The sequence below is a fragment of the Mesorhizobium sp. SEMIA396 genome, assembly GCF_024518615.1.
Taxonomy (GTDB): Bacteria; Pseudomonadota; Alphaproteobacteria; order Rhizobiales; family Rhizobiaceae; genus Mesorhizobium.
In genome coordinates, this window is record NZ_JANIFC010000010.1 from 127427 (window position 1) to 148025 (window position 20599).

The following is a 20599-nucleotide window of genomic DNA, read 5'->3' on the forward strand; positions in this document are numbered from 1 at the left end:
GGCGCAGACGACGCGCAGAGGCGAATCGATGGATATCTTTGGCATCAAGGCACTGTTGATCTGCGCGCTGATCTTCATTCCGTTCGAACATCTGTTTGCCGAGCGGCCGCAGAAGATCTTCCGCAAGGGGTTTGCTGTCGATCTGATCTATCTGCTGTTCAACGGCTTCATCATAAAGCTGGCCATCGTCATGATGGCGGCAGGCGCGCTCGGTGCCGCTGCGCTCCTTGTCCCGCCGGCGATAACGCAGGCCGTCAGCGGCCAGCCCGTCTGGCTGCAGGTTGCCGAAATCATCGTGATTACCGATATCGGCGTCTACTGGACACATCGGGCCTTCCACAAAATCCCCGCGCTTTGGAAGTTCCATGCCGTTCACCACGGCATTGAGGAACTCGACTGGCTCGGGGCCTTCCACAATCACCCCGTCGACGCCATCGTCACAAAGGCAATATCGCTGACGCCGATCTTTTTCCTCGGCTTCTCGGAAGCCTCGATCGCTGTCTTTTCGACCATCTACCTTGGACACACGCTGCTTGTTCATTCAAACGTGCGGATTCCGTTCGGCCCTTTGAAGTGGCTGATCGCCAGCCCGCAGTTCCATCGCTGGCACCATGCCAACCAGCGCGAAGCCTATGACAAGAACTTCGCCGGGCAGTTGCCTTTCCTCGACATGCTGTTCGGCACCTACAATCCCACCGGCGACAAGGTGCCGGAAAAGTACGGCGTCGACGATCCGATCCCTTCCACCTATTTCGGTCAGATCGGCTATCCGCTCCTGCGCCGCAGGAAGCTGCCGAACCGGGCAGTGCCGAAGACCGAAGCCTGACAGCTGGCCCGACGGTGCGGTATCCACCCCGATCCGCTTTCGGGCCGTGGAACGCCGAACCCCGGGAAGGCTTTTCGCGTCGAATCGGCTAAACCTTGAGGCATGAACGAAACCTCACTCTATGCGCCGGTGAAGCGGTTCCTCGAAAGCCTCGACTTCGTCGTCAAAGGCGAGATCGGCGGCTGCGATGTCGTTGCGTTGCGCGAGGGGGAGCCGCCGGTTGTCGTCATCTGCGAGTTGAAGCTGCAGTTCAATCTCGAACTGGTGCTGCAAGGTGTCGATCGCGCGGCGGCCTGCGACGAGGTGTGGCTGGCCGCGCGCATGTCGGCCCGCGGCAAGGGCCGCGAAAGCGATGCCAGGTTCCGCAATCTCTGCCGCCGTCTTGGCTTCGGCCTGCTCGGTGTGACCGGGACGGACCGGGTCGAAGTGCTTCTCAGCCCGATCGCGCTGGCGCCGCGCAAGAATGCCCGCCGGCGCTCTCGTCTGGTCGACGAGCACCAGCGCCGTCGCGGCGATCCGGTTGCCGGAGGAGGATCGCGCAATCCGATCATGACGGCCTATCGTCAAAGCGCCCTCGCCTGCGCTGCCGCCATGGCGGACGGACCCAGGCGGCCGCGAGATCTGAAGGCGGTGACGCCGATCGCGCCGAAAATCCTGCAGCACAATGTCTATGGCTGGTTCGCGCGCGTCGACCGCGGCCTTTACGATCTCACCGATGCCGGCCGTGCGTCTTTGGTCCGTTGGCCGCAGGCATCGCACGACGAATCCCGACACGCAATTTTGAACGCACCGGCCATATGATTGAAGATTCCCGCGGCGTCCGAGGCGGTTCGCTCGGTTGATTTCTCCGACAAAATATGTTGGTTGTCCCGCCCATGAAGAAGCTCTGCATGACCGCCTTGGCGTCAGTGACACTGAGTTTTCCAGCCAGCGCAATGGACAATGCATTGCGCGCCGGTCTGATGAAACTCGATCCCCAAACCCGTCTTGAACAGCGTTGCGACGCCGAAGTGCTCGACCGCATCACCCATGACGATCGCAAGTTCGAAGCCGATCGCGTCGTCGCCTACGCCTTCGCCACGCCCGAGATGGGCGCCGATGCAATCAAGAGCTCGGGTGCTGCGTTTCGCAGCAAGGGGCAGTGGTACCGGCTGAAATTCAAGTGCCAGACCGCGCCGGACCATATGGAAGTTCTGCAGCTCCGTTACCGGATCGGGGACGAGATTCCAGAAGCCGACTGGGCAAAGTACAATCTCTACGATTGATTTGTGATCGGCCATGGTTTTGCCCGGCTGCCGGCGAGTGCCGCAAAGCCTGATCCGGCTTGACGCAACGCTGCTTCGGTGATGCAGCCACGCGTGATCCCTTGACGCCAGGGGACCACCAAGTTAGGGCCTCTGGATAATCGACGAACACTCGGCAAATCAGCAAGGGCTTCCTGTCGATGGACATTTTTTTCAGCGCTGCCAGTCTGACCGCCCTGCTCCAGGTCATCGCCATCGACCTCGTGCTGGCTGGCGACAATGCGATCGTCATCGGCCTCGCCGCGGCCGGCCTGCCTGCCGAACAACGCAAGAAGGCGATTCTTCTCGGCGTGGTGGCGGCAACGGTGCTGCGCATCGGGTTTGCCGCAATTACCGTCAAGCTGCTGGCGATCGTCGGCCTGCTGCTCGCCGGCGGCATCCTGCTGCTGTGGGTCTGCTGGAAGATGTATCGCGAGTTGCGTACGTCCCATGCCGATGAATTGGAAGCGACCGAGGCACTGTCGAATTCGGACCTCAACAACGACCAGGCGGTCGCCGGCAAGACGAAGCGCAAGACCCTTGGCCAGGCTGCCTTGCAGATTGTCGTCGCCGATGTGTCGATGTCGCTCGACAACGTGCTGGCGGTGGCTGGAGCGGCGCGTGACCATTTTCCGGTGCTGATCATCGGCCTGGTGCTGTCGATCGCCCTGATGGGGCTGGCCGCGACTTTCATTGCCAAGCTGCTGCATCGCCACCGCTGGATTGCCTATGTCGGCCTGCTGATCATTTTCTATGTGGCTGTGGACATGATCTATCGTGGCGCGGTGGAGGTTTGGCCGCATGTAAACGGTGCGGTCGGCTGAGGCTGGCAGACATCGGCATCTTCACGCCGTGGAAGCAAGACCGCCGTGCGTTTTGCCGCATCGCGGGCGTGCCCATACCAATGCCGCAATAAGTGTGGTACTGCGCCGGCAATCCTGAAAAGCCCGGAAACGCTCTATGTCCGCTCCACGCGTGAGTTTTGTCAGTCTTGGATGCCCGAAGGCCCTTGTGGATTCGGAGCGCATCATCACGCGCCTGCGCGCCGAAGGTTACGAAATCGCCCGCAAGCATGACGGCGCCGACCTTGTCGTCGTCAACACTTGCGGCTTTCTCGATTCCGCTCGCGACGAGTCGCTCAACGCCATCGGCTCCGCGCTTTCGGAAAACGGCCGGGTGATCGTCACCGGTTGCCTGGGCGCCGAGCCGGACGTCATTCGCGAAAAGCACCCCAATGTGCTGGCGATCACCGGGCCGCAGGCCTATGAGAGCGTGATGGCTGCCGTGCATGAGGCCGCGCCGCCTTCGCACGACCCTTATGTCGATCTTTTGCCGCCGCAGGGTGTCAAGCTGACGCCGCGCCACTACGCCTATCTGAAAATTTCCGAAGGCTGCAACAACCGCTGTACCTTTTGCATCATTCCGGCACTGCGTGGCGACCTCGTCTCGCGGCCGGCGGCCGATGTGCTGCGCGAGGCCGAGAAACTGGCCAAGGCTGGGGTCAAGGAACTTCTGGTGATCTCACAGGACACCAGCGCCTACGGCATCGACATCAAGTATCAGACGTCGATGTTCGGCGACCGTGAGGTGCGCGCAAAATTCCTCGATCTGTCCGAGGAACTGGGCAAGCTCGGCATCTGGGTGCGCATGCACTATGTCTACCCCTACCCGCATGTCGCCGACGTCGTCCCGCTGATGGCAGAGGGCAAGATCCTCCCTTACCTGGATATCCCCTTCCAGCACGCTTCGCCGCAGGTGTTGAAGAACATGCGCCGGCCGGCACACGGCGAAAAGACGCTCGAGCGCATTCGCGGCTGGCGTGAGGTCTGCCCGGATCTGGCCATCCGCTCGACCTTCATCGTCGGCTTTCCCGGCGAGACGGACGACGATTTCGAGATGCTGCTCGACTGGCTCGACGAGGCCAAGATCGATCGCGCCGGCTGCTTCAAATACGAGTCGGTCCGCGGCGCCCGCTCCAACGATCTCGGTCTCGAACAGGTTCCCCAGGAGATCAAGGAGGCGCGCTGGCACCGTTTCATGCAGCGCCAGCAGAAGATTTCGGCAACGCAGCTGGCCAAGAAGGTCGGCAAGCGCCTGCCGGTGCTGATCGACGAGGCGCATGGCACGTCGGCAAAGGGCCGCACCAAATACGACGCGCCCGAGATCGATGGCTCGGTGCATATCCAATCGCGCCGCCCTTTGCGCCAGGGCGATATCGTCACCGTCAAGATCGACCGCGCCGACGCCTATGACCTTTATGGTTCGGCGGTCTGAGGGCCGTATTTACTACATCTGGCGATAGTTCAGCCTTTTAACCCGCTCAGCCGCGATCCGCTCTATGGTTTGCGGACCGGAGATGCGGGGAAATGCGGATGAACACCAGATCTGCGGAACAAAATTACATCGCGACGCTGGACCTGCTCAGGCTGGCGGCAGCACTTGCCGTCGTGTTCTTTCACTATTTCTTTCGCGGCGCGGCCGCCGAAGGCTACCTCGCGCAGGGCTATCCGCTTGCCGCACCGTTCGCCCTCTACGGCTATCTCGGCGTCAATCTGTTCTTCCTGATCAGCGGTTTCGTCATTGCCTGGTCGGCGGAAAACCGGAGCTGGGATCAGTTTGCGATCGCGCGGTTCGTTCGCCTCTATCCGGGTTTTCTGTTCTGCATGACGATCACCTTCGCAGTTCTCACCCTTGCCGGCACGCCGTTGCTTCCAGCCTCTTTCAGCCAGTACGTCGCCAACCTGTCGATGTTCGCGCCGGCCTTCGGCCAACCCTTCATGGACGGCGTCTACTGGTCGATCGTGCTTGAACTGGTGTTCTACGGATGGATCACGCTGGCCCTGTTCACCGGGCTCTTCCAGAAACGCAAGCTGGAGCTGATCTTCATCTGGCTGGCGATCTCGGCCTTGAACGAGTTCTTCATCGGCAGCGGCGGAGCCAGGCTGCTGTTCCTCACCGAGTTCGGCCCGTTCTTCGCCGCCGGCGTGCTGGTCCACCACATCCATTCGCATGACCGTTCTGTGCCGGCCCTGCTGCTGCTCGCCGCCGCGTTCCTGATCTCCTGCGGAACGCTGTCGGTGACGCAGCGCTGGATGCTCGGCCACTACGGCATTGCCGTCTCCTCGGCCAATCTTGTCTTCGCCAACGCCGTCATGCACGCGGCCCTGATCGGCGCGGTGCTGTTGCGCCACCGTGTGAGGGCATCGGCGCTCACCCTGGCGCTGGGCGGGCTGACCTATCCGCTCTATCTGCTGCATCAGGAGATCGGCTATCTCGCCATCAATGCGGCAACGCCCATTGTCGGCAAATGGATTGCCGCCCTTGGTTGCGTCGTGCTCATGCTTTTCATTTCGTGGGCGATCTGGCGCACCTGCGAACGACCGGTACAGCGGTTGCTCAGGTTCTGGCTCGGCCGTGTGGTCGATGCCGGACGAACGCGGTTTCATCGCCCCTCTGCCGGCGCACAGCCCGCCGAATGAAGAAGGGCGCCTCGCGGCGCCCCTCCGTCTCATGTCTCGCGCTGGTTATTTCGGCAGCTTGTCGTCGACGCCCTTCACATAAAAATTCATGCCGAGCAGCGTGCCGTCGTCGGCGACTTCGCCGTCCTTCAGCCACGGCGTGCCGTCCTGCTTGGCGATCGGTCCCGTGAAGGGGTTCCAGCCGTCGACGATCTTCTTTTCGGTGGCCTGCGCCATCGCTTTCACGTCGTCGGGCATGTTGGTGTAAGCGGACATCTTGACGGCACCGTCCTTGATGCCGAGCCAGACATTGCCAGGCTTCCACGTGCCGTCGAGGGCTGCCTGGACCCGGCTGATGTAATAGGGACCCCAATCATCGGTGATCGAAGTCAGCTGCGCCTTGGGCGCGAACTTGATCATGTCCGAAGACTGGCCAAAGCCCTTCAGGCCCCGCTCTTCGGCCACTTGCAGGGCAGCAGTCGAATCGGTGTGCTGGACGATGATGTCGGCCCCCTGGTCGAACAGCGCCTTGGCGGCGTCGGCTTCTTTGCCCGGATCGAACCATGTATTCACCCAGACGATCTTTGCCTTGAAGTTCGGGTTGATCGACTGGGCGCCGAGCATGAAGGAGTTGATGCCCATCACCACTTCCGGGATCGGGAAGGAAACGATGTAGCCGGCCACGCCGGCCTTCGATTCCTTGGCGGCGATCTGGCCGAGAATGTAGCGGCCTTCATAGAAGCGGGCATTGTAGATGCCAAGATTGTCCGATGTCTTGTAGCCGGTGGCGTGCTCGAACATCACCTTGGGAAATTTCTTGGCGACCTTCACTTCCGGGTCCATGAAGCCGAAGGAGGTGCCGAAGATGAGCTTGCAGCCTTCGCGCGCCAGGCGCTCGAAAGCGCGGTCGGCGTCGGGACCTTCCGAGACGTTTTCGAGATAGGCTGTTTCGACCTTGTCACCGAGCGCCTTCTCCACATCGAGACGGCCCTGGTCGTGCTGGTAGGAGTAGCCGAAGTCGCCGATCGGGCCGGTGTAGACCCAGCATGCCTTCAGCTTGTCCGCAGCTTCCGCCGTCACTGCCAGCGACATGGCGGCGGTCGTGGTCATCAGGGCAATAAGCAGTTTTTTCATTGTGTTACCTCTCTGAGTTAAGCCTTGGAGCTTCCCGTTTGTTTTTATTGTCAACGATCCGGAACGAATGGCTGCCCCAAGGAAGCCGGCGTGTTCATCATCGTCAGACGCTTGTTGCGCGAGATTAGAACGAGAACCACGATGGTTGCCAGATAGGGCAGCGAAGAAAGGAACTGTGAAGGCACTGGAATGCCAAAAGCCTGTGCATGAAGCTGGCCGATCCACACCGCGCCGAAGATGTAGGCGCCGGCCAGCACCCGCCATGGCCGCCAGGAGGCGAACACCACCAGCGCCAGCGCGATCCAGCCGCGGCCGGCGCTCATGTTCTCGACCCATTGCGGCGTGTAGACCAGCGACAGATGGCCGCCGGCAAGCCCGGCACAGGCGCCGCCGAAGATCACCGCGAGATAGCGATAGCGGATGACCTGGATGCCAAGCGCATGGGCCGAGGTGTGGCTGTCGCCGATCGAGCGCAGCGTCAGTCCGGTCCTTGTCTTGAACAGGAACCACATGACGGCCGCGGTGAGCGCGATCGAAATGTAGAAGATCGGGTCCTGACCGAACAGCAGCCTGCCGACGACAGGCATTTCCGTCAGACCGGGAATGTAGAGGTTGGGCAGCCTTTCGCCGGGTTGGCCGACAAAGCTGGTGCCCATCATGCCGGACAGGCCAAGGCCGAGCAGCGTCAGCGACAGGCCGGTCGCCACCTGGTTGGTGGCCAGCGACAGCGTCATGACGGCAAACAGCAGCGAGAACACCGCGCCCATGGCGATTGCCGCCAAAAGGCCGATCCAGGGCGAGCCGGTGAGATAGGTCGCGCCGAATCCGCCGACAGCGCCCATGATCATCATGCCCTCGACGCCGAGATTGAGCACGCCGGAGCGCTCGACCACCAGTTCGCCGATTGCCGCGATCAACAGGGGCGTTGCCGCCGTGGCGATGGTCAGAAGGATGTTTACGGTGATGTCCATCAACGGGCTTCCTTCAACTTTGGCGCGGCTTCGAGTTTCGCGGCACCTTCCGGCTTGGTCAGCGCCAGGCCGACCAGGCGAATGCGGTAGTGGATGAGCGTGTCGCAGCCGAGCACGAAGAACAGCAGCATGCCCTGGAACACCCGCGCCACCTTGTCGGAGATGCCGAGCGCGCTCTGCACCGCTTCGCCGCCGAGATAGGTCAGCGCCAGCACCAGACCGGCGGCAACGATGCCGAGCGGGTTGAGGCGGCCAAGGAAAGCCACGATGATGGCGGTGAAGCCATAGCCGGGCGAAATGACAGGCTGCAGTTGCCCGATAGCGCCCGAGACCTCGGAGATGCCGGCGAGACCCGCCAGAGCGCCTGACAGCAGGAAAGCAAAAAAGACCATGCGGTTGAGGCCGAAGCCGGCGAAGCGCCCTGCCCGCGGGCTTGAGCCCAGCACGCGCACCTCAAAACCTTTCAGCATGCGGCTCATCAGGATCCAGACCAGCACCGCGGCGACCAATGCGAAGACAAAACCCCAGTTTGCCCGTCCGGCATCCGGCATCAGCTCCGGCAACACGGCCGAATCGTTGAACTGGATGGTCTGCGGGAAACCATGGCCCTGCGGATCGCGCCAGGGTCCGCGCACCAGCCAATCAAGGAAGAGCTGCGCGACGTAGACCAGCATCAGGCTGGTCAGGATTTCGTTGGTGCCGAAGCGAGTCTTGAGCAGAGCCGGGATCGCGGCATAGGCCGCGCCGCCGACCATGCCGAGCAACAGCATCAGCGGCAGCACCAGCGGACCTTCGAACTGCGGAAACAGCACGGGAATCATCGAACCGGCAATGCCGCCGAGGATGAACTGGCCTTCGGCGCCGATGTTCCAGATGTTGGCCTTGTAGCAGACCGACAGGCCGACGGCGATCAGGATGAGCGGCGCTGCCTTGATCGCCAGCTCATGTAGCTGCCAGACCTGGCTGATCGGCTCGATAAAATAGATATTGAACGCGGTCAGCGGATTGACGCCGAGCAGCGCGAACATGACGGCGCCGGCAATGATGGTCAGCGCGAAGGCGATGAACGGCGACAGGGCCGAAAACAGCATGGAACGCTGCGGGCGTTTGACGAGTTCGAGGCGCATCATGCCGTCTCCAGCGAGTGTTCGGCGTGGCCTGGTTCGGCGCCGCCCATCAGCAAACCTACCTTTTCGAAGGTTGCCTCGGCGATCGGCATAGGTTTCGACAGCTCGCCATTGTGCATGACCGCGATCGCATCCGATATCTCGAACAGCTCGTCGAGATCCTGGCTGATCACCAGCACCGCCGATCCGCTGCGCGACAACTCGATCAAGGCCTGGCGGATATGAGCGGCAGCGCCCGCATCCACGCCCCAGGTCGGCTGGTTCACCACCATGACGCTTGGCCGGCGGTCGAGTTCACGGCCGACGATGAATTTCTGCAGATTGCCGCCCGAAAGGGCCGCGGCCTCCGGATCCGGCGCACTCTTGCGTACATCCATCGCCTCGATGATGCGTTGGGACGCGGCTTGGATGGCACCGCTCTTCACCATCCCGCCGGAACCGACGAACGCCTTGCCGTCGGTGGCATGGCGCGACAGCAGCAGGTTTTCGGAAAGCTTCATGCGCGGTGCCGCACCGTGGCCGAGGCGCTCCTCCGGCACGAAGGCAGCGCCCAGCAGTCGGCGCCCGGTGATGGTGAGGCCGCCTGCGTCCTTACCGCGAATGCGCACCGAGGATGCATCCTGCTGCGGCACTTCGCCTGAGACGGATTCGAAGAACTCGCCCTGGCCGTTGCCGGCGACGCCAGCGATGCCGATCACCTCGCCCGCCCGGACGTTCAGGTTGATGCCCTTGAGCGGGATCGAGAACGGTGTTGCCGGCTTGCGGCTGAGGTTGCGAATCTCGAGCAGCGGCTGCGCCGTGGCGATCCCCTCGACCGGCGCGCGCACCACGGCCTGCACCTCGTTGCCGACCATCATGCGGGCCAGCGAAGAGGCGGTTTCCTCGCGCGGGTTGCAATGGCCGACGACCTTGCCGTGACGCAGCACGGTGGCGCGGTCGCAGATGCGTTTGACCTCTTCGAGCCGGTGCGAAATGTAGAGGATGGATTTGCCTTCCGAACGCAGGCGCTCCAGCGTCTCGAACAGCTTGTCGGCTTCCTGCGGCGTCAGCACCGAGGTCGGCTCGTCCAGGATGATGAGCTGAGGCGTTTGCAACAGGCAACGGATGATTTCGATGCGTTGGCGTTCGCCTACCGACAGGTCGCCGACCAGCGATTCAGGATCGAGCGGCAGGCCGTAGCTGAAGGAAAGCGCCCTCGCCTTCGCAGCGATGCTGTTGATCGGCGAGCCGTCGTCCAGCGACAGGGCAATGTTTTCGGCCGCGGTCAGCGCCTCGAACAGCGAGAAGTGCTGGAACACCATACCGATACCGAGTTTTTTCGCGACGCCGGGGCTGGAAATCCTGACGGCCTGCCCGTTCCAGAAGATCTCGCCGGCATTGGGCTCCAGCGAACCGAACAGCATCTTCACCAGCGTCGACTTGCCGGCGCCGTTTTCGCCAAGCAGGGCGTGGATCTCACCCCTGGCGATGTCGAGATCGATATGATCGCACGCCGTCAGCGTGCCGAATATCTTGGTGAGGCCACGAACCTCAAGCAGGTTCGTGCCGTCGTGATTTGCACTCACAGTGCCTCCCATCTGGTTAGCCAGACATGTTCTGTGTTCCCGCAGGCATGGTAGGCGCGGCCGGCTCTCATCGGAAAGCGGCACACGTCTTGAAAGAGCTTCAAGAATTTCAGCGGAAATTCAAGGGATAGCAAGGCAGAACGAACTAAGGGATGAGAATGGTCGTCCCTGTGGTCCTGCGGCCCTCGAGGTCGGAATGCGCCTTGCCGGCGTCCTTCAGCGCGTAGCGCTGGTTGATCTTGATTTCGACCGCGCCGCTGAGCACGACCTCGAACAGGGCGGCGGCAGAAGCGTCGAGGTCCTCGCGTTTTGCGTTGTAGACGAACAGTGTCGGCCTTGTTGCGAACAGCGACCCCTTCTGTGCCAGCAATGACATGCTGAACGGCGGTATGGGTCCCGATGACTGGCCAAAGCTGACGAACATGCCAAGCGACCGCAGGCAGTCCAGCGAAGCCGGAAATGTGTCGTTGCCGACCGAATCGTAGACAACGTCGCATTTTTTGCCGCCGGTGATGGCGGCGACGCCGGCAACGAAATCCTGTTCCTTGTAGTTGATGACATGGTCGAAACCATGCGCCCTGGCGAGCTCGATCTTGTCGGACGAGCTGGCGGTGCCGATGACGGTGGCGCCGAGATGTTTTGCCCATTGGCCGAGGATCAGCCCGACGCCGCCTGCCGCGGCGTGGAACAGGATCGTGTCGCCGGCCTTCACCTTGAACGTCCGGCGCAGCAGATATTCCGCGGTCATGCCCTTCAGCATCATCGCCGCGGCCTGTTCGTCGCTGATGCCATCCGGAACCTTGACGACGCGGCTGGCATCGATGACGCGCTGTTGCGCGTAAGCGCCCGTCGTCACGGCATAGGCGATGCGATCGCCAGGCTTCAGCCAGTCGACGCCCTGGCCGACCTCCAGCACCACGCCGGCGGCTTCGCTGCCTGGCACGAGCGGGAAGCCGCCAGGCGGCGGGTAGAGGCCAGAGCGATGGTAGACATCGATGAAATTGAGGCCGATCGCGGTGTGCCGGACCAGGATCTGCCCGGATCCCGGCTGGCCGGGGTCAGCGTCCTCATAGGTCAGAACTTCCGGGCCGCCATTGGCGTGAATGCGGATCGCTTTCGACATTGCTAGGCTTCCTGTGGGGCTAGGCTTCCTGTGGGAGCGGCTGATCAAGCCTTTTTGGCACCGAGATTGGGAAAGAACTGCATGATGCCACCGATGCAGGCAAGGTAAAGCCCGGTGATGGTAATGCCGATCTTGGTGAAGGTGCTGACCTGTTCGCCCAGCACGCCGATCTGATCATAGAAGGCAGCGAGTGCCGCCTGGGCCAGGGCAAGCGCGCCGAAAGCGCACCACAAGAGAGTCATCCCAAGGTTGATGCGCCGCAGCCGCACCACCCGCACCGGGTGGATGAAGTTGATCGGCACGAAAGTCAGGACGCCGGCCACCACCACAACCGCGAACGAAACCCATTGTCCGGGCTCGATGACGAACAGGGTGAACACCACCATGTTCCAGACCACGGGGAATCCCTTGAAGAAATTCTCCTTCGTCTTCATGCCGGTGTCGGCATAGTAGATGGCGCTGGACACGACGATGATCGCCGCCGACAGGAAAGACAGGCCCTCGCCCATGAAGCCGCGCTGATAGAGCGCGAAGGCCGGGATCAGCACGTAGGTCACGTAGTCGATGATGTTGTCGAGCAGTTCGCCTGACCATGTCGGCAGGATCTCCTTGACCTCGAGCTTGCGCGCGATCGGTCCATCGATGCCGTCGACGAACAATGCCAGCCCGAGCCACCAGAACATTGCGGTCCAGCGCTCTTCGCTCGCCGCTACCAGCGACAGGAAGGCCAGGAATGACCCCGAGGCGGTCAAGAGGTGGACGGAGAACGCCCGCGCCTGTGGCCAGGTGACCTTCTTCTTCGGCCTGGGAATCCGGTCCGTGATCTTTTTGGCGGCTTTTCGGGCCGTTGTGTTCTTGCTCACGGGCCCCGCCAATCCAGCTTGCAGATTTCGGCCGAACGGCCGGCGAAATTCCAGTTGCGGCCGAAAGCCCGCATCTTGCTCTTGTCAGACCTTGCCACGACAATCTCGGGCGCGATCCAGTATTCCGAATTGCTGATCACCGTATCCTTGTCGCGATCCTTGCCGGGGATGGGTGTCACCGCCCCGTCGATAATCTTCGGTATCTGGAAGATACGCGTCTTGTCACGCGTCTCATAGGTGATCGGCACTTGTTCGACGCCGAGGAATTTGCCGACCAGGATGGAGAGCAGCGATGTGGTTCCGCCTGCCTTGCCCGTGAAGATCTTGGTCAGCGCCTTGACCGCGTAGACCGAGGCTCGGCTGTCGATGAACAGGCCGGCGGTCCAGTTGCCGCGGCTCATGTAGCCGGGGATTTCTATGATCAGCCCGAGATTGAGGCCGGACAGATCGACCTCACCGAAATGGCCTGCATCGATACGAAACCCCGCCCAGGTCTGGCAATAGCCTTCGGTCGGCGGATGATTGCCAAGCGATAGCACGCAGGGGCAAAAAACCGTGCAATTGCAGGAGAGTACGAGCTCTCCCTTCATCGCCCAGCTCTGGTCTGCCATCGATTTTCCCCCACTCATAGCGAGACTACTAGCAGCGCGGCTGCCCAGACAAGCAGTATCGCACCGGCCAGCCGGGTTGGAACCCTGCTGGCTGTTTGTTTTTCGATCAGGGTGAACAGCCCGATCAACGCCATCCAGAAAATGTTCATGACGCCAACGGCGAACATCACCAGCATCAAGGCCCAGCAGCAGCCGAGACACCACAGACCTTGCGCGACACCGAGCCGAAAGATGTTAAGGGGCCTTGCGCTCCAGTTCGAAAACAGGACCGAGAACGGGTTCTTGCATTTCTTCAGGCAAGCTTCCTTGAGGCCGCTGAACTGGTAGAGGCCGGCAATCACGAGAGCGAGCGCACCGGCAAGGCCGACGACCGGATCGAGCATCCCGGCTGACGAGGCGAATGCATGGACGGCCAAGGTCAGCGCCGCGAACATCATTGAAGCGGCGAGCCAGACGCTTAGGTAACCGGCGACCAGCACCAGCGGGTGAACGACCGGTTCGCCCTTGATGCGAGCCGTGTCAGTGATTTCGCAATAGGTGCGGATCATCGGCGCCGCCGAAGGCAGCATCATCGCGACCGCCATCAGGAGCCACATGAAAACGAGCGCGCCGGCCTGCAAGCCGAGATCTGCGTCCAAGGGCACCGGTGAGAGGCACAGCACAAAGAACCGTTCCAGGAAATCGGGCAGCGGCAGTGGCGGCAGGCTGCGCAGGATCCTGTCGCCAGGGGCGCCGACGCCCGCAATCCCTGTTTCAGCCCCGCGGATTGCCATCGCCGCAAGAGACAGCCAGGCAAGCAGGATGCAAGCGCCGACAACGACGTTTACCGTGACGCGAGGATTGCGCGCGATGCCGGCCATGGCGCGGCCGGCGCGGTCGAGATGCCTGAAGTCGTCCTGCTGGCCGGTCATGACATCCGAATGGGCCGAATCGCCGCGTTGATCAAGCGGCATGATCTGACCTATATGCTCATCGAACGGCAGGTCGGGTGGACCCGCCTCGCATTGCAAGCCGGAAGCCGATCTTGGAGCATCAGCAAACTGCGCGGATACTGGTTGCCGGCACGGGGCCGGCAGGGCTGATCGCGGCGCTCGGTTTTGCCGCCGAAGGTTTCCCGGTGACACTGGTCGGGCCGGAGGCCACCGCTCCCGATGGCCGCACGACAGCCCTGATGAACCCTGCCTTGAAAGTGCTCGACCGGCTTGGCGTGCTCGAAGCCGTCAAATCCAAGGCGGCGCCCCTGAAAGTGATGCGCATCGTCGACGCCACCAGCCGGCTGATCCGCAGCCCGGTCGTCACCTTCCGCGCCAGCGAGATCGACGAGGACCAGTTCGGGCTGAACCTTCCCAACAGCGTCCTCAACCCGGCACTCGCCAGCGCCGTTGCCGCGCATGCCGGCATCGACCGGCTGATGTCGATAGTGGCGAACTGGCATCTCGATGCCGAGCACGCCCGTGCCGTCCTGGCCGACGGCAGCACGGTCGACGCATCGCTTGCGGTCGCCGCCGATGGGCGGTTGTCACCGGCGCGCCAGGCGGCCGGCATCTCGACCTCGGCCCGGTCCTACCCGCAGGCAGCTCTCGTCCTCAATTTCGGCCATAGCGGCGACCACGCTTTCACCTCGACGGAATTCCACACCGAGACCGGTCCGTTCACGCAGGTCCCGTTGCCCGGCAATCGCTCCAGCCTGGTCTGGGTGGTCAAGCCCGAGACCGCGACCGACCTCGCCGCACTGGACGATACGACGCTTTCTCAGCGGGTTGAACAGCAGATGCAGTCGATGCTGGGCCGGGTGACGGTCGAGCCGGGCCGGCAGATCTATCCGCTTTCGGCGGTGACGCCACTGCGTTTCGCCCGAGATCGGGTGGCGCTGGTCGGCGAAGCCGCCCATGTGTTTCCGCCGATTGGTGCGCAAGGCCTCAATCTCGGCATCAGGGACGTCGACGATCTGGTTGGAATCGCTTGTGAAAATCGAGCGGACCCGGGTGCAGCCAAGGCGCTTGCGGCTTACGATTTCAAGCGCCGCCCCGATATTCTGGCGCGTAGCGGTGCGGTCAACCTGCTCAACATGTCGCTGCTTTCCGACATGCTGCCGGCCCAGATGGCCCGCGTGGCCGGGCTCGGCGTGCTCGGTGGCTTCGCGCCGCTTCGGGCTTTTTTCATGCGCGAGGGGCTTCGTCCAGGCAGCGGTTTTGCCGCGCTTGCCGGCGGGTTAGGGAAACAGGTCCGGCGCTAGGATATCGTGCCGGATCAGGTAGAGCAGCCCGGTGACAGTCACGACCGACAGGCAGGTTGTGATCAGCACACTGGCCGACACGCGCTGTACCCAGACGCCATACTGCTGGGCGATGACGAAGACGTTGGTGGCGGTCGGCAACGCCGCCAGAAGCACCGCCGAGAAGACCCATGTCTCAGAGAAATTGCCGATCCAGCTCAACACGACATAGCAGAGCAAAGGGTGCAGGATCAGTTTCAGTGCCGCAATCGGAACCATCTCGTGCGGGACGCGATTGAGCGGCCTGAGCGCCAGCGTGACGCCCATGGCAAACAGCGCGCAAGGTGCGGCCGCCCGGGAAAGATATTCCAGAAATCGCTCCACCGGCACGGGCGGTCGAAAGCCGATATAGGCGGCGCCGACGCCCAGGGCGGTTGCGATGATGAACGGGTGCAGCACGCTCTTGCGCACGACACCGAGCGCAAGCCGGAGAGGCGTGGTCTTGTCGTCGCCCGACAGCGCCATCATCATGGGTGCGATGGCGAAATGCATGATGTTCTCGAAACAGAAGATCAAGGCGACCGGCACAGCCGCCTCCTCGCCGAAGGCCAGCAATGCCAGCCCCGGTCCCATATAGCCGATATTGCCATAGGCGGCCGCGAGCGCCTTGATGGTCGATTGCGCTATCTCGCCGCGCGAGGTCAGGACCGACCCCATGAACATCAAGGAAAATATCATGAAGGTCGAGACGACCGAACCGAAGATGAAGCGCCATTCCGTCAGGTCTTCGAACGGCGTCTTGGCAAGCAGTTGGAAGAAAAGTGCCGGCAGCGCGACATAGACGATGAACGTGTTCATCCAGCCGAGCGCCTCCAGCGGCTGCCTGGTGATGCGCGCCACCAGGAACCCGACAAAAATCAAGCCGAAGAACGGAAGAACAAGACCGATGACGTCAGACATTTTTATGCTGGTCCGAAACCCTGGCGCCGGGCTAGCCCGTTGCTTAATAGGGCGTCAAGCGCCTCGGGATTGAATTGATGCGCGGTCTGCGCCAAATAAGCCCAAGGAATTCAGTGGTGAGTACGATGAAAACAGCCAAATTCGCGATCGGACAGGTGGTTCGCCACCGGCTGTTTCCATTCAGGGGCATTATTTTCGATGTCGATCCGCAATTCGCCAACACCGACGAATGGTACGAAGCCATCCCCGCCGACGTGCGGCCGCACAAGGATCAGCCTTTCTATCATCTGCTCGCCGAAAATTCGGAGACCGAGTACATCGCCTATGTCTCCGAGCAGAATCTGCTCGAGGATCAGTCGGGTGAGCCGGTCCGGCATCCGCAGATCAAGGAGATGTTCGACAAGAGGCCGGACGGCGGCTACCAGCCGAAACGGCAGTCAAGGCACTGACCCGCGGAGAGATGGGCGCAAAAAAAGCGGGGCATGACCCCGCTTTTTTGTGGCTCGGCGATATCGGCCGATCAGTTGGCGGTCTTCGCCTTGTCCTGCTCTTCCTTGAGCTTCTTGGCGAAATCCTGGTTGTTCTTGGCGACGAAGTCCTGAAGCTTCTTTTGCCGGTCCTCGATGTCCGACTGCTGCAGCGCCGGTCCGTCATAGGCGCCGCTGAAGCCCTGCAGGGCGACCTTGATCGGATTGGGCTGGTTCTGGAAATTGACGGAGGTCAGGGTAATCGCCTGGCCCTTCTTGAAGGCGGCGACGAGCTGATCGGTCAGCGGCACTTCCGCCACGCAACGATCCGGGAAGCAGATCACATAGTCGAGCTTCTGCGCCTTGCCGGTGTCGATCTGCAGGCCGATGCCGGGAGGCACCAGACGGCCGGTCGGGACCGTCACCTGGAACACCTTGCGGTTCACCTTGCCCTTCAGCTCGATCAGGCTGACGCCAGTGACCAGCTGGCCGTTGCCGGCGGTGGTGATGTTCTGGACATTGCAGATGTCGACGTCTTCCTGCTTGGTGCAGGCCTTGAACCAGCCTTGCGGAATCTGCTGTTGCTGCTGTGCGGAAGCAGCGGGAAGTCCTGCGCCGAGAAAGCCGACCACGCCAGCGGCCATGACCGACAGGCGGTACGCGTTGCTGTTCAGGCTCGTCATGTCGTGCACTTCCTCTCAAATGATCCCGGGACCGGCTTCTTCGTGCCGTGTGGTCCAGCTACCTGTTGCCGAAATGAGGCAACAGAATGACTTCGGAGGGCGTGTTACACTGCAAGCGATGCCGAATCCAGCCCGGCGTCAGCAATTGTTGAACGCGCGGTTGGCCGGCGCGCAGCCGCCTCATGCTAGGGTGCACACCGAATCATCAAGCCGACCCAGTAAGGAGACGTTCATGGGCCGCGTTGTTGTTTGGCTGATCACCGGGATATCGTTTCTCGCCCTTTCGCATCAGCCGGCCGCATCGGAGCCGAAGCACGCTATCGCCATGCAGGGCGTGCCGGCGCTACCGCCCGACTACAGGCATTTCGACTACGTCAATCCCGACGCGCCGAAGGGTGGCTCGATTACCTATTGCGTCGTCGGCAGCTTCGACAATCTGAACCCTTTCATCCTCAAGAGCCTGCGCACGACGGCGCGCGGCATGATGGATACGATCTTCGGCAATCTGGTCTTCGAGCCGTTGATGCAGCGCAATGCCGACGAGGCTTTCACGCTCTACGGTTTGTTGGCCGACAGCGCCGACATGGACCCGGAGCGCAAGAGCATCGAATTCCATCTCAATCCGAAGGCCAAATGGTCGGACGGTCAGCCGGTGACGCCGGAGGACGTGCTGTTCAGCTATGACGTCTACACCGAGAAAGGCCGCCCGCCTTACAGCGATCGCATGGCCAGGGTCGCCAAGCTCGAAAAGACCGGCGATCACAGCGTGCGCTTCACCTTCAACGACAAGGCCGATCGCGAATTCCCGCTGATCATCGCGCTGACCCCGATCATCCCGAAGCACGCCTTCGACAAGGAGACTTTCGACAGGACGACGCTCAAGCCGGTGATCGGCAGCGGCCCTTATAGGATCGCGCAGGTGCAGCCCGGCCAGCGCATCGTGTTCAAGCGCAACCCGGACTACTGGGGCAAGGACGTCCCGGCCAAGCGCGGTTTCGACAATTACGACCAGATCACCATCGAGTATTTCCTCAACGCCAACGCCAAGCTCGAAGCGTTCAAGAAAGGCCTTTGCGCCATCGACGACGACAGTGATCCGGTGAAGCGCGAGCGCGATCTCGATTTTCCGGCCTTCCACAAGGGCGACGTCGTCGCCGAAACCTTCGACACCGGCATTCCGCCCGTGGTGACCGGTTTCCTGTTCAACACGCGGTTGCCGAAATTCGCCAACCCTGTCGTGCGGCGCGCGCTCGGCATGCTCTACGACTTTGAATGGGCCAACAAGAACCTGTTCGGCGGCAAATACACGCGCACGATGAGTTACTGGCAGAATTCCGAGCTTTCCGCGATCGGCCATCCGGCCGACGACAGGGAGAAAGCGCTTCTGGCGCCCTACCCCGGCCGCGTCCCGGCCGATGTCATGGACGGTACATGGCGGCCGCCGGTGACCGACGGATCGGGCCAGGACCGCCGCGTGCTGAAGGCAGCCTTCGATCTTTTGAAAAGTGTCGGCTACCACGTGCAGAATGGAACGATGCTCGATCCCGAAGGCAAACCCTTCAGCTTCGAAATCCTGACCGCATCGCAGGACGAGGAGCGCCTTGCCGGCATCTACCAGCGCACGCTGGAGAAGATCGGCATCGATCTCACCATTCGCAGCCTCGACGGCGACCAGATCCAGTCGCGCAAGCAGCGCTTCGACTTTGAGGTCCTGATCGGATCGAGCGGCTTCAACAATTCGTTGTCGCCCGGCATCGAGCAGAGCGGGCGCTGGAGTTCCGCCGCGGCCAGGACGGAAGGCTCGTTCAATCTCGCAGGCGTCGCCGATCCGGCTGTGGACGCGGCGATCGAGGCGATGCTGCGCGCCCGCTCCAAGGAGGATTATGTTGCCGCCGTTCGCGTTCTCGACCGGCTGCTGATCTCCGGCAACTACATGGTGCCGATGCAGCACAACACGCAGCAATGGATTGCCTACTGGAACTACCTGGAACATCCGCAAAAGACGCCCATATTCGGGTATCAGCTGCCAACATGGTGGCGCAAACCCAACTGAGGGATCAGGAGATCGAGATGAGCGAATTGAACGCCATCACCGTCGATGTGGTGTCCGATGTCGTCTGCCCCTGGTGCTTCATCGGCCAGAAGCGGCTCGACAGGGCGATTGCCGCCGTCGGCGATGTCGACGTGCATGTCCGCTGGCGGCCGTTCCAGCTCGATCCGACCATTCCGCCTGAAGGCAAGGACCGCCGCGAATACATGCTGGCAAAATTCGGCAGTGATCAGCGCATCCGCGAGATTCACGCCCGCATCGAGCCGCTGGGCGAAATCGAAGGCATCTCGTTCGCCTTTGACGCCATCAAGGTGGCGCCGAACACGCTGGATGCGCATCGGCTGATCCGCTGGGCAGGTGCCGCCGGCGAAGCCATTCAGAACAGGCTTGTGCGCCGGCTGTTCCAGCTGAATTTCGAGGAAGGCGCAAACATTGGCGATCATGCCGTGCTGGTCGAGGCGGCGCGCGAGGCCGGCATGGATGCGTCCGTGGTCGCCACGCTTTTGCCGACCGAGGCCGATGTCGAGGCGGTGCGCACCGAGATCGCCACCGCGTCGCGCATGGGCATTTCTGGCGTGCCGTGCTTCCTGCTCGAGGACAAATACGCGGTCATGGGCGCACAGGATGCCGACACGCTGGCCGATGCCATTCGCCAGGTGGCGGCCGCCAAGGCGCGCGGCGAACTGGACAAGGCCGGCTGAGCCGACCGCCCTCTCCTCTCCGCGACAGCAGCAAACGTTACTTCACCGTCGCTTTGGCCTTGCTGATGAAAAATCCATGGCCGTTCGTGGCGGTGCAGGTCAGTCCCTTGGTTGACGACTGGCACGAGAACGGCCCGGCGCTCCAGCTGTTGCCGTAGCCAAGCTTGTCGACATCGCTGCAGCAGCCCTGCTCGCCCGGGTTTTTGATCAGAGTGGCTGGCCCCTTCGGACCCAGGATAATCGTGACGTAGCTCGGCTCGACGCGCGAGCAACTCAGCTCCGGGCCGCCATCCTTTGGCTCATAGGTGCCGGTGCCGCCTTTGGCCGTGTAGATGCAGCCGATGTTGCCGGACGGCGTGTTGAACTCGATCTGGCCTTCGGCGCTGGCCGGGATGCTCTGCGCGCCGGCATGCGCCAACGGTACGAGGGGCAGCCAGGCGAAGAGGGACAGGATTGCGGCCGCGCGTGCAAGCATTGGGAGCTTCCTTGTTGGAGAACCGGACATGCATGAGTGTCGACGATGGCGGGCAAGGTTCAATCCCAGGTGGATGAATTGTCAAAC

At 62.1% G+C, this 20599-nt stretch carries 21 protein-coding genes; 10 read left to right on the top strand and 11 right to left on the bottom strand.

The window, feature by feature from the left end; all coding sequences use genetic code 11:
- Positions 1-28 precede the first annotated feature (28 nt).
- From NP503_RS23260 to NP503_RS23285, 6 genes are all read left to right on the top strand, one after another.
- Positions 29-826, top strand: a complete 798-nt coding sequence (locus NP503_RS23260) for a sterol desaturase family protein (protein ID WP_127268287.1) — start codon at positions 29-31, stop codon at positions 824-826.
- Positions 827-928: 102 nt separating this feature from the next.
- Complete coding sequence (locus NP503_RS23265) at positions 929-1627, top strand: DUF2161 domain-containing phosphodiesterase (RefSeq protein WP_127271059.1); 699 nt, start codon at positions 929-931, stop codon at positions 1625-1627.
- A gap of 56 nt (positions 1628-1683) precedes the next feature.
- On the top strand, positions 1684-2091 hold the full coding sequence (locus NP503_RS23270) for a DUF930 domain-containing protein (protein ID WP_164748941.1): 408 nt from the start codon (positions 1684-1686) through the stop codon (positions 2089-2091).
- A gap of 179 nt (positions 2092-2270) precedes the next feature.
- A complete protein-coding gene (locus tag NP503_RS23275; RefSeq protein WP_127271063.1) occupies positions 2271-2933 on the top strand; it encodes a TerC family protein in 663 nt (220 codons plus the stop codon).
- A gap of 136 nt (positions 2934-3069) precedes the next feature.
- Complete coding sequence (gene rimO, locus NP503_RS23280; protein WP_127271065.1) at positions 3070-4383, top strand: 30S ribosomal protein S12 methylthiotransferase RimO; 1314 nt, start codon at positions 3070-3072, stop codon at positions 4381-4383.
- 98 nt (positions 4384-4481) lie between these two features.
- Positions 4482-5588 carry an acyltransferase gene (locus NP503_RS23285; protein ID WP_127268997.1) on the top strand — a complete coding sequence of 369 codons (1107 nt, stop codon included), beginning with the start codon at positions 4482-4484 and terminating at the stop codon, positions 5586-5588.
- Between the two features lie 45 nt (positions 5589-5633).
- On the opposite strand, the gene NP503_RS23290 is transcribed toward NP503_RS23285, so the two are convergent.
- From NP503_RS23290 to NP503_RS23325, 8 genes are all read right to left on the bottom strand, one after another.
- Entirely contained in the window at positions 5634-6701 is a 1068-nt protein-coding gene (locus tag NP503_RS23290) for a BMP family ABC transporter substrate-binding protein (protein WP_127268998.1), read from the bottom strand.
- A gap of 50 nt (positions 6702-6751) precedes the next feature.
- On the bottom strand, positions 6752-7672 hold the full coding sequence (locus NP503_RS23295) for an ABC transporter permease (protein WP_127268999.1): 921 nt from the start codon (positions 7670-7672) through the stop codon (positions 6752-6754).
- Positions 7672-8802, bottom strand: coding sequence for an ABC transporter permease (locus tag NP503_RS23300; RefSeq protein WP_127269000.1), 1131 nt, complete (start codon positions 8800-8802; stop codon positions 7672-7674). The genes NP503_RS23295 and NP503_RS23300 overlap by 1 nt, the downstream gene beginning before the upstream one ends.
- The gene (locus NP503_RS23305; protein WP_164749014.1) at positions 8799-10376 is read right to left on the bottom strand and encodes an ABC transporter ATP-binding protein; all 1578 of its coding nucleotides are present in this window, start codon (positions 10374-10376) and stop codon (positions 8799-8801) included. The genes NP503_RS23300 and NP503_RS23305 overlap by 4 nt, the downstream gene beginning before the upstream one ends.
- A 133-nt stretch (positions 10377-10509) precedes the next feature.
- Positions 10510-11487 (bottom strand): quinone oxidoreductase, encoded by a 978-nt coding sequence (locus NP503_RS23310; protein WP_127272649.1) that lies wholly within the window; start codon positions 11485-11487, stop codon positions 10510-10512.
- Positions 11488-11531: 44 nt separating this feature from the next.
- On the bottom strand, positions 11532-12350 hold the full coding sequence (pcsA, locus tag NP503_RS23315; protein WP_023811884.1) for a phosphatidylcholine synthase: 819 nt from the start codon (positions 12348-12350) through the stop codon (positions 11532-11534).
- Entirely contained in the window at positions 12347-12961 is a 615-nt protein-coding gene (locus NP503_RS23320; RefSeq protein ID WP_127271928.1) for a DUF1326 domain-containing protein, read from the bottom strand. Before NP503_RS23320 ends, pcsA begins: the two co-directional genes overlap by 4 nt.
- Before the next feature lie 14 nt (positions 12962-12975).
- The gene (locus NP503_RS23325) at positions 12976-13914 is read right to left on the bottom strand and encodes a DUF2182 domain-containing protein (protein ID WP_127272650.1); all 939 of its coding nucleotides are present in this window, start codon (positions 13912-13914) and stop codon (positions 12976-12978) included.
- 71 nt (positions 13915-13985) lie between these two features.
- On the opposite strand from NP503_RS23325, the gene NP503_RS23330 reads away from it, so the two are divergent.
- Complete coding sequence (locus NP503_RS23330) at positions 13986-15197, top strand: UbiH/UbiF family hydroxylase (protein ID WP_127272651.1); 1212 nt, start codon at positions 13986-13988, stop codon at positions 15195-15197.
- Here NP503_RS23330 and NP503_RS23335 read toward each other — a convergent pair.
- Entirely contained in the window at positions 15174-16136 is a 963-nt protein-coding gene (locus NP503_RS23335) for an AEC family transporter (protein ID WP_127272652.1), read from the bottom strand. The genes NP503_RS23330 and NP503_RS23335 overlap by 24 nt on opposite strands.
- 125 nt (positions 16137-16261) lie before the next feature.
- Between NP503_RS23335 and hspQ the strand changes: the two genes are divergently transcribed.
- Positions 16262-16585, top strand: a complete 324-nt coding sequence (hspQ, locus tag NP503_RS23340; protein WP_164749013.1) for a heat shock protein HspQ — start codon at positions 16262-16264, stop codon at positions 16583-16585.
- A 71-nt stretch (positions 16586-16656) separates the two neighbouring features.
- Here the strand turns inward: hspQ and NP503_RS23345 are convergent, their stop codons facing one another.
- Positions 16657-17286 (bottom strand): invasion associated locus B family protein, encoded by a 630-nt coding sequence (locus NP503_RS23345; RefSeq protein ID WP_127270670.1) that lies wholly within the window; start codon positions 17284-17286, stop codon positions 16657-16659.
- 232 nt (positions 17287-17518) lie between these two features.
- Here NP503_RS23345 and NP503_RS23350 point away from each other — a divergent pair, with 232 nt between their 5' ends.
- The gene (locus NP503_RS23350) at positions 17519-19339 is read left to right on the top strand and encodes an extracellular solute-binding protein (RefSeq protein ID WP_127273478.1); all 1821 of its coding nucleotides are present in this window, start codon (positions 17519-17521) and stop codon (positions 19337-19339) included.
- A gap of 17 nt (positions 19340-19356) precedes the next feature.
- Positions 19357-20037, top strand: a complete 681-nt coding sequence (locus NP503_RS23355) for a DsbA family oxidoreductase (protein WP_127272639.1) — start codon at positions 19357-19359, stop codon at positions 20035-20037.
- 37 nt (positions 20038-20074) lie between these two features.
- On the opposite strand, the gene NP503_RS23360 is transcribed toward NP503_RS23355, so the two are convergent.
- A complete protein-coding gene (locus NP503_RS23360; RefSeq protein WP_127272122.1) occupies positions 20075-20512 on the bottom strand; it encodes a hypothetical protein in 438 nt (145 codons plus the stop codon).
- Positions 20513-20599: the final 87 nt, after the last annotated feature.